Source organism: Rubrivivax sp. JA1055, from assembly GCF_020966565.1.
GTDB classification, from domain to species: domain Bacteria; phylum Pseudomonadota; class Gammaproteobacteria; order Burkholderiales; family Burkholderiaceae_C; genus Rubrivivax; species Rubrivivax benzoatilyticus.
The window spans coordinates 333,749-347,112 of record NZ_JAJKFP010000001.1; the positions used below are offsets into that span (position 1 = coordinate 333,749).

Annotated in this window: 2 protein-coding genes; both read right to left on the minus strand. The window is 76.1% G+C overall.

Annotation, left to right across the window (positions count from 1 at the left end; genetic code table 11):
* Window positions 1–202: 202 nt before the first annotated feature.
* Entirely contained in the window at window positions 203–11,212 is an 11,010-nt protein-coding gene (locus LOC65_RS01395; protein WP_230246344.1) for an ESPR-type extended signal peptide-containing protein, read from the minus strand.
* 151 nt (window positions 11,213–11,363) lie between these two features.
* Window positions 11,364–13,256, minus strand: coding sequence for an oligoendopeptidase F (gene pepF, locus LOC65_RS01400; RefSeq protein ID WP_230246587.1), 1,893 nt, complete (start codon window positions 13,254–13,256; stop codon window positions 11,364–11,366).
* Between the last annotated feature and the right edge of the window lie 108 nt (window positions 13,257–13,364).

Below are 13,364 nucleotides of genomic sequence, written 5' to 3' on the forward strand. Positions count from 1 at the left end.
CAAGCGTTATGCCGCAGGTGTATACAAGTCTGCGGTCCGGCGTGATTGTGTGACAGCGAGGTGACGGCTCCAGGGGTTTTCCCGCAATGCACCGCGATGGGCGTGGGCGCGGCACCACAGCCGGGCGGGCGCACCGCGCCGGCCCGGTCGCCGAGGGCCGCCGGGAGGCTCCGGCGACGGTCGCCGGAGCCCCGCGGCGGTCTCAGAACGGCATCGAGAAGCGCAGCGCCAGGCTGTCGGCCCGGCCGTCGCTCGCCCGCTGGCCGCTGTACGCCAGTCTCAGCACCGAGCCGCCCTCTTGCAGCAGATCCACGCCCAGGTCGACCAGCACGAAGCGGTCGGGCCGCCAGGCCTGGGTCGTGAAGCTGCCGGCGCCTTGCGGCGCGCCGTCCAGGCGTGCTCGCAGCGCCCAGTCGGCGCCACCCAGGTACTGCAGCACGCCCAGGCCGAGCGCCGGCCGCAGCCGCGCACCGCCGGCCAGCTCGAACTCGGTGCCGTACTCCAGGCCGATCTGCAGCGTCAGCTCGTCGTCGCGGCGGCTGGCCGCGGCCAGGTCCAGTGCACCGGCGCCGCGTTCGTGGAAGGCGCCGCGCCAGAAGCGCGCGACGCCGACGTCCAGGCTCGGGCGCAGGTAGCCGCCGCCCCAGGCCTGGTCCTCGCTGACGCGGGCGTGCAGCGCGACGAACCGCGTGTCCTGCGTGCCACGCGCCTGCGTGTCCGCCTCGGGGAAGGCGACCACCCGCGTCGCGTCCTGGCTGGCGGCGCCGGCGCTCAGCGAGACACCCAGCCGCGTCGGGCCGTACTCGCGCTTGAGCACCGCGCCGGCCATCGCCGCCACGCCGCTGGCGCTGGCGTGGCCGTCGTCGGAGCGCGCGTGCTCGCGCACGAAGCCGAAGCCCAGGCCGAAGTGCCAGCCCGAACCCAGGCGCCGCTGCTCGCCGGCCGACAGCGTCCACGAACCGCCGTCCAGCCCGATGTGCTCGCGCGTGGCGTCGGTGCGGAAGTCGCCGTAGGCCACGCGGGCCCAGCTGCAGTCGCCCTCGGCGGAGAAGCGGTGCTCGCCGTCGCGCACGCGGCAGCTGAACAGCCCGTCGCCGAAACGCTGCGTGGAGGCCGACAGCCGGGCCTGCCAGGCGGCGTAGACCTCGGGGCTGAAGCCGGCATACGCGCCGGCCAGCTGCGACACCTGCGGCAGCGCGAAGATCGTCTCGACGACCGGCGCCAGCGCCGTGGAGCCGCCGGCCCGCTGGATGGCGTTGAAGTGCTCGCCGACCGCCCGGCCGTTGCGGTTCAGTCCGTCGGGCGCGAAGTCCACCGAGAAACGCACCGCCAGCTCGCCGCCGCCGGCCGGCAGCAGCTCGTAACGCGCCACCGCGGTCTGCGGCGCGTCCAGCGTGGCGCTGGAGCTGACGCCGTCGCTGGCCGAGACCAGCACCAGATCGCGCACGCCGGGCATCACCGACGCCGTGTGCAGCGGCGTCAGCACGACCCGGCCGGCGAGCTCGGCGCCGCCCTCCACGTCGAGCCCGTCGAGGGTGTCGTCGACGAGGTCGACGTCGGCCAGCAGCGTGCCGGTGGCGGTCTGGCGCAAGTCGCCGCTGAGCGCGGTGCGCTGCACCGTGCCCGGCAGGCCGGGCAGCAGGAAGCCGGCGTTGAGCAGCTCGTTGCCGTGGCCCAGCACGACGCGCCGGCCGCTGGCGAACGCGGCCCCGGCCAGGTTCTCGAAGCCGTTGGCGCCGCTGCCGAGGTCGACGTCGCCGACCACGGCGCCGTGGTTCTCGACCCGGTCGTCGCCTTCCTCGCCGACGACCGCCCGGCCGGCAACACCGTCGGCCCCCTGCAGCACCGCCCGGTTGTCGAGCCGGTTGGCCGCGCCGCCGGAGAGCCAGACGCCGGTGCCGCCCGGGCCGAAGGCCAGCGTGCTGCCGGTCAGCCGCACGGTGATGTCGCCCCGGCCGTCGGCGCCGCGCGACTGGGCGAAGACCCCGACCCCGTCGCGGCCGGTGGCGAACACGTCGCCGGCGAGCGTCAGCTCGATGCCGGCGCCGCGGCCGGCACCGCCGGCCGTGTCGGCGAAGACCCGGTCGACCGCCCCGCCGCCGCCGCCCAGGCTCTGCACGAAGACGGCCACGGCCCGTTCGCCGCCGACCTGCACCGTGCCGCGCTGGTCCAGCGTCACGCTGCCGGCATCGCCGGCATTGCGGCCGTCGGCCTGCACCGCGACCGCGGCCGGCGCCAGGTCCGACAGCACGAAGCCGCCGCCGCCGCCGATCGACTGCAGCACGATCCCGTGAGACAGCACGCCGGTGCTCAGGACATCACCCTGGTTGTCCAGCGTGACGGCGCCGGCGCTGCCTTCGCTGCCGCCGGCGCCGAAGCGCAGCGTCAGCGCGTCCAGCCCGCCGAGGCCGGCCTGACCGCCACCGCCGCCGATGCTCTGCAGCAGCAGGCCGGGCGAGCGGTCGCCGAGCGTCGTGACGTCGCCAGTGGCCGCCAGCGACACCGCGCCGCCGTCATGACCGCTGCCGCCGGTCGCGCCGAGTTCGATCGTGCCCTGCGCCGAGCCGGCCGCCGCCGCACCGGCCGCCGCCGGCGCCGCCGCCTGGCGCTCGAGCACCAGCTCCAGGCTGCCGCCGCCGCCACCCACCGACTGCAGCAGCACGCCCGGCGACTGCGCGCCGGCGGTCGCCAGGTCGCCGGCGCGCCCCAGCAGCAGGCTGCCGGCCGCCGTGTCCTGCGAGGACCGGCCGCCGAGCCGGCTGCCGAAGTCCAGGCTGCCCTGCGGGTCGAGCACGTAGTGCAGGTCGGCGTTGCCGCCGCCGCCGGCGACGTTCTGCACCAGCATCGCGCCGGACTGCGCCCCCAGCGACAGCAGGCGGCCGTCATGGCGCGCCGTCAGCGCGGAGGTCGCCGCCGGGCCGCTGCCGGCGACCTCGTCGCCGCCGAGCCCGATGAAGGCGGCCAGCGCCGCGATCGCGGTGTCGGCGCCGCCCGCGCTGCCGCCGGGTTCGCCGTCGCCCGGCGCGGTGGCCGGCATCGCGTGGCGGCTCGCATCGAGGAACAGGTCGAGGTCGCCGCCCCCGCCTTCGACCGCCTGCCAGAACAGCGCGCGGCTGCGCCGGCCGGTGACGACGATGTCGCCGCGGCTCTCGACGCTGACCGTGCCAGCCCGGCCGGACGTGCCGTCGCGGCTGCCGAGCAGCGCGTCGAGCGCGAGGTCGGCGACCATCCAGATCGGGCTGGTGATCGCGCTGCCGACCTTGCCGCCGCCGCCGGCGACGCTCTGGGCGTAGATGCCGTAGCCGCCGTCGCCGGCTGCGAGGATGCTGCCGCTGTGGCGCACCGTGACGTCGCCGCCGTCGGCCCCCTGGCCGCCGCTGCCGCCGAGGCCGACGTGCAGCAGCGAGGCCGCGCTGCCGACCGGGTTGCGGCGCAGGTCGAAGGACGGCGTCAGCGCCAGCCCGCCGTCGCCGCCGCCGCCGCCGACGCTCTGGGCATCGATGCCGTCGGAGCGGGGGCCGTGCACGGCGATGCTGCCGGTGTTCGTCACGGTCACGCTGCCGGCGCGGTCGCCGGCGCCGCCGCGGCCGCCGAGCGCGAGGCCTGCGGTCGCCGCCCCCGGCGTCGTCTCGCCGAGGTCGCCGATGGCCACGTCGCCCGACACCGCCAGCCCGCCGTGGCCACCGCCGCCGCCGATCGACAGCGCGACGATGCCGTGGGCCTTGGCGCCCCAGGTGCTGATCGCGCCGCCGTTGTCGACGACGACATCGCCGCCGGTGCCGCCGGCGCCGCCGCTGCCGCCCAGGTTCAGCGCCAGCGTCTTGGCGTCGCCGCCGCCGGCCTGCTCGGCACGCGCGCTCAGCGTCGTGCTGCCGGTGCCGCCACCGCCGCCGACGCTCATCGCCAGGATGCCGTGCGAGGCGTCGCCGTAGGTCGTGATCGACGGCGCCGCCGGGATGTCGCCGGGGTCCGGCAACGCGGCCAGGACGCCGGCCGCGGGCGCGCAGGCCGGATTGCAGACCTTCACGAGCCCGCCGTCGCCGGCGTTGCCGCCGCTGCCGCCGAGGCCGAGGTCGACGCTGCCGCCCGAGCCCTGGCCGGAGATCGTGCCGCTGACGACCTGGCGGGCGTTGCCGCCACCGCCGCCGACGGACTGCGCGAACAGCCCGACCGCGTCGTCGCCGCGCGTCAGCACGCTGCCGGCGTTGGTGACCGTCACCGCGCCACCGAGACCGGCGGAGCCGCCGGTGCCGCCGATCGCCACGCCCAGGCGCAGCGACTCGTCCTCTTCGTCGGCGACGACACCGTTGACCGTCATGCCGGCCTCGCCGCCGCCGCCGCCGATGCTCTGCGCCAGCACGCCGTGCGAGCCCTCGCCCTCGGTGACGACCTGGCCGCGGGTGATCACCGCGACGGCCTTGCCGTCCATGCCGGTGCCGCCGTCGCCGCCGAGGTCGAGCTGCACGCTGCCGCCCTTGGCCGGCGCGCCGGCCGTCGTCGCCATGCCGCCGGTGCCGCCGGCCCCGCCGACGGACTGCGCGAGGATGCCGTACGCACGCGGCCCGGCGGTGTAGACCAGCGCGTCGCTGGTGACGTCCACCTGGCCGCCGGCACCGCCGTCGCCGCCACGCCCGCCGATCGCCAGGGCCAGCGTCGCCGCCGCGGCCGAGGCGTCGGAGCCGTTGCCGCCGCCACCGCCGACCGACTGCGCGAAGACCGCATGTGCACCGGCCCCGAGCGTCGCCACGGTGCCGCCGACGTCCACCCGGACCCGCAACGCCGCACCGCCCTGCCCGCCTTCGAGCCCGACGACGACCTGCGCCGAGCGGTCGGCGCCGTCCTCGCCCTCGGGCAGCGTCAGCGCCACCGAGGTGCTGGAGCTGTTGCCGCCGCCGTTGCCGATGGATTGCGCGAGCAGCCCGTAGGCCTCGCGGCCATGCGTGAACACGGTGCCGCGCGACACCAGCTCGACTTCGCCGCCGCTGCCCCCGCTGCCGCCGATGCGGCCAAGCGTCACCGCCAGCCGGCCGCCGCCGGCCTGGGACTCGCTGGAATCGGCGCTGGCATTGCCGCCGCCGCCGCCGACGCTCTGCGCGAGAACGCCGATCGAGCGTCCGCCCCAGGTCTCGATCGTGCCGTCGTGCAACACCGCGACCCGGCCGCCGTCGCCGCCGTCGCCCGGGCTGCCGCCCAGCGAGAAGCTCAGGCCCAGCGTCTCGTCGTCGTCGCCGGCCACGAGCTGGCTCAGGTTGACGTTGGCATTGCCGCCGCCACCGCCGATCGACTGCGCGAGGATCGCGTGGCTGTCGATCAGCAGCGTGCCGATGTCGCCGTGGTGGCGCACCGTGACGGCCTTGCCGTCGCCGGCGGCGCCGCCGGCGCCGCCGATCGCCACCTGCGCGGCGAAGCGCCGGCCGCCGCCTTCGCTGCCGCTGCCGCCGCTGCTGCCACCGCCGGCCTCCTCGTCCGGCGCGATCGCATCCTGCACGGCGCCGATCTGGTCGAGCATGCCACTGAAGCGCTCCCAGACCGCGTCGTCGACGCCGGGGTGGCCGGCCTCGTCGAACAGCGTCTTGCCGTCGTCGGCGGGGTCGCCCGAACGCTGCTGGGTGATGACGAGGTTCATCGCCGCGTCGCCACCGCCGCCGCCGATGCTCGAGGCCTCGATGCCGTAGGCGCCGCGCCCCTCGGTCAGGATGCGGCCCGCGGCCGCGAGCACCCGGCCGTCGGCGTCCTCGAGGCCGCGCACGACGGTCACGCTGCCGGCGTCGTTGCCGGCGCCGCCGCCGCCGCCGATGCCGACGCTGAGCGGCGAACCGTTGCGTGTCGACACGCCGGTGACGTTCAGCCCGGCGTTGCCGCCACCGCCGCCGATGCTCTGCACGAAGATGCCGCGGGCATGGTCGCCGAGCGTCGTGATCTCGCCGGTGGAGCCGACCGTCACCGCGCCGGCCGCGGCGCCGTCGCCGCCGAAGCCGCCGACGCCGGCGACGATGGCCAGGTCGCTCATGCCGCCGCCGCCCTCGCCGGCCGCACGCCCGGCCGCGCCGGCGACGTCCAGGCCGCCGTTGCCGCCGCCGCCGGCGACGTTCTGCGCGAACACCCCGTGGGTGTAACCGCCGCTGGCGGTGATGCGGCCGTGCTGCGTGACCGTGACGTCGCCACTGCCGGAGCCGTCGCCGCCGAAGCCGCCGACACCGACGGTGACCGACGGTGCCTTGCTGCCCTCGGCGGTGCGCAGCCCGCCGCTGACGTTCAGGCCGCCGTTGCCGCCACCGCCGCCGATGCTCTGCGCGAGCAGGCCGGCGCCATGCAGCGTGTTGCCGGCGTTGGCGCTGATGGCCAGGTCGGCGGTCCGGTTCAAGGCGGCATTGCCGGCCTCGACCGTGACCGCAGCCCCGGCGCCGCCGTTGCCGCCGAAACCGCCGACGCCGACGACGATCGGCGCGCCGGAGGTGATGCCGCCGCTGACGTTCAGGCCGCCGTTGCCGCCGCCGCCACCGATGCTGGAGGCGACCACCGCCGAGCGGCCGTCGCCCCAGGCGCTGACGCTGCTGGTGCCGGTGAAGTCCAGCGTCACCGCGCCGGCATCGCCGCCGCGGCCGCCGAAGCCGCCGACACCGACCACCAGCGCGCCGGAGACGCCGCTGCCACCCGACCCCGAGCCCGAACCGGAGCCGGAACCCGAGCCGCTGCCGCCCGCGGCACTCGGCCCGTACTGCAGCGCGCCGGCGACGTTGGTGCCGCCGTCACCACCGCCGCCGCCCACGCTCTGGGCGACGATGCCGTTGGCGCCGCCGGTGGTGTCGAGGGCCCAGGACCGCGGGTCGCCCCCGAACGCCAGCGACGGCCTCGCGACCAGCGTGCCGCTGTAGTGCAGCGAGACCGCATCGCCGGCGCCGCCACCGCCGCCGAAGCCGCCGACGCCGATCGACACCGAGCCGCTGCTCGCGCCGGACGACAACGTCAAGCCGAGCGCGCCGCTGACGTTGGTCGCGCCGGCGCCGCCGCCGCCACCGACCGACTGCGCCAGCAGGCCGGCCGAGTCGCGGCCCCAGGTCGAGACATCGGCGTGCACGTCCAGCGTGACCTCGCCGCCGTCGCCGGCGCCGCCCCCGAAGCCGCCGACGCCGACCGCGATCGCGGCGCCGGACTGGCCCGTCAGGTTCACTGCGCCGGAGACGTTGACGCCGCCGTTGCCGCCCCCGCCGCCGACCGACTGCGCGACGATCGCCGTCGACGCCGCACCGAAGGTGACGACCCGCGGGCCCGCCGCCGGGCCACCGACGGTGCTCGTCACCACGCCGGCATCGCCGCCGGCCCCGCCGAAACCGCCGACGCCGACGCCGAGCGCGCCGCCGGAAGACTTGCTCAGGTTCAGCGCGCCGCCGACGTTGGTACCGCCGCTGCCGCCACCGCCGCCCAGGCTCTGGGTGAGGATGGCCGCCGAATGCTCGCCATGCGTCGTGACGTCGGCCAGCACGGTGCTGGTCGCGGTGCCGCTGGCACCGCCCTGGCCGCCGAAGCCGCCGACCCCGACCGCCAGCGCGCCGCCGCCGTCCAGCGACGCGGAGACGCCGCCGGCGACGTTCATGCCGCCGCTGCCGCCACCGCCGCCGACGCTCTGCGTCAGCACGCCGGCCGAACGGTCGCCGCCGGTCGTGACGCTGCCGCTGACCTGGCTCGAGGCGTCGCCGCCGACGCTGCCGGCGCCGCCGGCGCCGCCGACACCGACCGCCAGCGCGCCCGAGGCCTTGGCGGCGGCGAACGCCCCGCTGACGTTGACGCCGCCGTTGCCGCCGCCGCCGCCCACCGACTGCACGATGACGCCGGCCGCGTTCTCGCCCGAGGTCTGCAGCGTGCCGTCGTAGTCGGCCGTCACCCGGCCACCACGGCCGCCGGTGCCGCCGTCGCCGCCGAGGCCGACGGCGAGGCCGCCGGAGCCAGTGGCAGCCGCGGCGCCGGCGGCGCTGACGTTGAGCCCGCCGTTGCCGCCGCCGCCGCCGACCGACTGGACGAGCACGCCGCCCGAGTTGAGGCCGGTGGTCGTGACGTCCGACTGCAGCCGCGCGTTGACCGCGCCGCCGTCGCCACCCCCACCGCCGTCGCCGCCGAGGCCGAAGCCGACCGACACCGATCCGGAGCCCGCCGCCGACAGCGCCGCCGAGACCGAGAAGCCGCCGTTGCCGCCGCCGCCACCCACCGACTGCGCGAGGATGGCAGTCGAGTTCTCGCCGCCGGTCGTCACCGAGCCGCGCTCGGCGTCGCGCGCGGTGACGAGCACGACCTCGCCGCCCGCACCGCCACCGGAGCCGCTGCCGCCGAGCGCGACCGAGGCGCCGGCCGCGCCGCTGCCCGACGCGGCCAGCGTCGCGCTGACCGCACCACCGCCGTTGCCACCGCCGCCGCCCACCGACTGCACCAGCAGCCCGGTGGCGTTGGCGCCGTCGGTGTCGATGTCGGCGAGCAGCCCGACCCGCACCTTGCCGCCGTCGCCGCCGCCCGCACCGCCTCCGCCGAGCGCGACACCGACGCTGGCGCTGAAGCCTTCGGACAGCGACGCGGCCGCCGCGACGGCGAGGCCGCCGTGGCCGCCGCCGCCGCCGACGCTCTGCGCGATGAAGCCGGCCGACCGTTCGCCGCCGGTCGTCACCGAGCCGGTGAAGCCGGTCTCGACGAGGCGGTCGCCGGCGTCGAACACCGCCGGCGTGTCGTCGACGAAGCGGCCGACGGTCACGAGCCCGCCGTCACCACCACCGGCGCCACGGCCGCCGATCGCCAGGCTGAGCGAGCCGGCGACCGGCCCGGCCGATGCCGACGCCGCGACGGCGTAACCGCCGCTGCCGCCCCCGCCGCCGACGCTCTGCAGCAGCACGCCGGGCGAGTCGATGCCGCGGCGGGCGCTTTCCGCCGCGTCGGGCGTGCCGGTGACGACGACCGCCGGCGCACCGCCGCCGAGTTCGACGTCGCCGCCCCGGCCGCCACCGGCGCCGCGGCCGCCGATCGCGACCGAGACCGCGGCGCCGAAACCGGCACTGGCCTGCACGGCGCCGCCGCCGCTGCCCCCGCCGCCGCCGACCGACTGCACGAAGACGGCCGCCGAGCGCGCCCCGGCCGTCTCGACGCTGCCGCCGTCGAGCACCAGCCGGGCGGTGCCGCCCTGGCCGCCACCGCCGCCGCTGCCGCCGACGGCGACCCCGCCGAAGACGCCGACCGAACCGGCGCTGCCGCCGTTGCCGCCGCCGCCGCCGACCGACTGGGCGACGATGCCGCGCGCGTCGTCGCCTTCGGTGACGATTCTGCCGCTGTGGGTCACGGTGACGATGTCGCTGGCGCCGCCGCCGGCACCGCTGCCGCCGACGGCCACCAGGCCCCCGGCGCTGCCGCCGTCGCCGCCACCGCCGCCGATGCTCTGCGCGACGATGCCGCGTGCATGGTCGCCGTGCGTGACGATGCTGCCGGCGTTGGTGACGGTGACCTTGCCGCCGCCGCCGCCGCTGGCCCCGGTGCCGCCGATGCCGACGAGACCGCTGGCGTTCGACGAGCTGCCGCCGCTGCCGCCGATGGACTGCGCGAAGATGCCGTCGGAGCCGGTGCCCGGGCGCGCCGGCGACGTGTCGCCGGGGTCGCGGTAGCCGGTCTCGATGCGCCCGCCGGCGGCCTGCGTGACGCTGACGTCGACGCCGCTGCCGCCGCTCTGGCCGGTGCCGCCGAGCGCGGCCAGGCCCCAGGTGCCGCCGCCGCCACCGCCACCACCGCCGACGCTCTGGGCGAAGATTCCGCGCGCGAAGTCGCCGCGCGTGCGCACCAGCCCGCTGTTGGACACGCTGACCGTGCCGCCGGTGCCGCCGCCGGCCCCCGAGCTGCCGAGCGTCACGAACAGGTTGCCCGACGAGCCCGACCAGCCGCCGCTGCCGCCGACGCTCTGCGCGAGGATGCCGTGCGCGAAGTCGCCGTCGGTGTCGACGATGCCGCCGGTGTAGCGGCCGAGTCCGTCACGCTCGCCGACGTTGAGCACCACGACCGGCCCGCCGTTGCCGGCCGCCCCGCCGCTGCCGGCCTGGCCACCCAGGCCCCACTGGCCACCGCCGCCGCCGCCGGTGCCGCTGACGCTCAAGGCAGACAGGCCGGTCGCGCCCTGCCCGTGGGTGACGATGCGGCCGCGGTGGGTGAAGTTCACCGCCCCGCCGACGCTGGTGCCCCCGCCGACGCCGCCGCCGGGCGCGGCGTTGGCGTCGCCGCCGGCGCCGGCCTGGCCGCTCTGGCTGAAGGCGAACACGCCGGGCAGGTCCTTCGCGCCGCCGCTCAGCGTGACCGTCACGTCGCCGTCCAGCGTGACGTTGACCGTCCCGGCAGCGCCGCCGTTGCCGCCCTTGCCGCCGTTCCAGAACGAGAACCAGGCGTCGCCGCCCTTGCCGCCGCTGCCGCCGACCGTGCCGACCTCCAGGCCGATGCGGTTGTTCGCGTCGACGTCGATGCCGGCGAAGGTGCGTGTCAGGTCGCCGGCGGGGCCGCCGTGGCCGCCGTCGCCGGGCGGCACGAACAGCGCGCCGGTGCGCCCGGTGCCGCCGTTGCTGCCGCGCAGCACGACCTGGATGCCGCCGCTCGTGACCACGTCGACCGGGTCGACGTCGGTGGAGCCGGTGTCGCCGCCGCCGCTGAACTCGGCCTGCAGCTCGGCCCAGGGCTGCACGATCTCCAGCGTCGCCGTCCGCGGCGTCGGCGCCTGCGGCTCGAAGGTCAGCGTCACGGCATTGGCCGCCGCGTCGCGGGCCAGGATCGTCAGCGCCTGCGGGCTCGCGCCGGGGCCGTACAGCAGCTCGCCGACCTCCTTGACGACGAAGACGTAACCGTCGGAGGTGCGGACGTAGGCGACGCTGCCGGCGGTCGGCGTGCCGGCCGGGTCGAGCACGAGTTCGGTGACCGTGACGTCCAGCCCGGTGAGCGGGTTGCGCACGACGTCATCGACGACCGAGGTCTTGCCCGGCTGCGGCGGCGGGGGCGGCGGATCGGCGGCGAAGGCCGCCGGCAGCGCCGCACCCAGGCAGCCGGCGAGGGCCAGACGCCGCAGCGCGCTCGCCGTGCGGGCCCGTGCCGGCGAGCCGGTGGCCGCCTTGCCCCGGCTGCGGCAGATCTCGGCGACGACGACCCAGGCGTTGCGGGCCGTGCTCCAGACGATCCGGTGGAACCCGTTGAGTCCGTGCGCTTTCATCTGATCGCCCCGGTGAGTTGTGACCAAACACAACCTAGGCTTTCAGATGCAGAGGACCGTGACGCCGCACAAGCGCACGGTCGGCGGCCGCAGCCGCCTCCCTAATCCGGCGGGCCGCGCAGGAGGCGCCCGCCGGATCGGCCAGCCCGGCTCAGCGGGCGAGCTTGGCGGCCTCGGCCTCCATGCGCGTGACCAGTTCGTCGAGCTGGTCGACGACGGCCTGCACGGTCTGGCGCTGCGTCAGGTCGACGCCGGCCTTGAGCAGCTGCTTCATCGGCTGGTCGTTGCCGCCCGAGGACAGCAGCTCCAGGTAGCGCTTGACGGCGGCTTCGCGCCCGGCCTTCGGGCCCTCGGTCATCGCCTTGAACAGCTGCGCCGACGAGGCGAAGCAGGTGGCGTACTGGTAGACGTAATAGGGCGAGTTGAAGAAGTGCGGGATGCTCGCCCAGGTGTACTGGTAGAACTCGTCGTGGGTGATCGCGTCGCCCCAGTACTCCTTCAGCAGGCCGGCGTAGAGCTTGTTCAGCACCTCGGTGGTCACCGGCTCGTCGCGCTCGACGAGCTGGTGCGCACGCAGCTCGAAGTCGGCGAACAGCACCTGCGTGTAGAAGGTGCCGACGATCGCGTCGACGGCCTCCTGCAGCAGCAGGAAACGCTCCTTCGGGTCGGTGGTCTGCTTGAGCAGGTGCTCGAGCAGGAAACGTTCGTTGGTCGTCGAGGCGACCTCGGCGACGAAGATCGTGTAGTCAGCGGTGGCGTACGGCTGGTGCTCGGTCGACAGCAGCGTGTGCATCGCGTGCCCCGCCTCGTGGGCGAAGGTGAACATCGCGTCGCGCGTGTCGTTGTAGTTCAGCAGCATGTACGGGCCGACGCCGTAGACGCCGGCGCTGTAGGCGCCGCTGCGCTTGCCGTCGTTCTCGTAGACGTCGACACGCCCCGGCGCGATGGCCTTCTGGTAACGCTGCACGTAGCCCTGGCCCAGTGGCGCGATCGAGGCCGTGGCCTGGCGGCGCGCCTCCTCGTACGGCCAGGCCTTGTCGCTGCGGAACACCGGCACGAACTGGTCGTACAGGTGGTAGCTGGGCAGCCCCAGCAGGCGCTGGCGCAGCTTGGCGTAACGCTGCAGCGGGCCGGTGCCCTGGCGCGCGACCTCGATCAGCGTCTCGACGACCTGGCGCGGGATCGCGTTCTCGTCGAGCGCCGCGTCCAGCGTCGTCGGGAAGTTGCGCGCACGGGCGACGAACCAGTCGCGCTGCAGGATGCCTTCGTAGATCGCGGCGTAGGTGTGCGCGGTCTGGCCGTAGGTGCCGACGTGCGCGGCGGCGGCGGCGGCGCGGTCGGCCTGCACCGTGCTCTCGGACAGCAGGGCCTGGTAGTTGGCCGGCGACAGCGTCAGCTCCTTGCCGTCGGACAGGCGGATCGTCGGGAACTTGATGTCCGAGGTGCTGAGCTCGCTGTAGATCGCGTTCGGCGCCCGGTTGGCGCGCGAGGCCAGCGCCATCAGGCGCTCGCCCTTCTCGTCGAGCACGTGCGCCTGACGGCGGAAGTTCTCGAGGATCGGGAAACGGTACGGCTTCAGCGCCGGCGTCTTGTCCAGCCACTCGCGCATCGTCGCCTCGGGCACCGTCAGCAGCTCGGGCGTGAACCACGCGCTGGCGGCGTCGAACTTGGCGAACAGCGCGCCGACCCGCTGGAAGCGGCCGGCGACGTTCTGGTCACGCGTGTCGGTGTCGCGCTGCAGCTGCGGGTAGCGGTAGATGCGGTACTGCAGCTGGCCGATCTCGTCGTAGGCCTTGTAGGCGGCGAGCACCGCGTCGGGGCCGTTCTTCAGCGTGCCCTGCAGCTTGGCGAAGGCGTCGATGCGCTGGTCCATCTCGCGCATGCCGGCCTCCCAGGCCTCCCAGCTGGCGTAGATCGGGCTGAAGTCCCAGCGGTACTGCGCCGGGATGTCGGCACGCACGCGGCTGGCGGGCTTGGCCGCCATCGCGGAGGCGGCCATCGAGACGGCTGCGGCGCAGACGGCGCCGGCGACGAAGGTGTGCATCTTCAAGGTGTGGCGGGCGCGGCCTCGACGGCCGCACGGGGATTCTGCGGTGGATCGGAACCCGGGGCGGCGGCAAGGGTCGGCCCGGCGGAACTGCAAAGTGTTGGG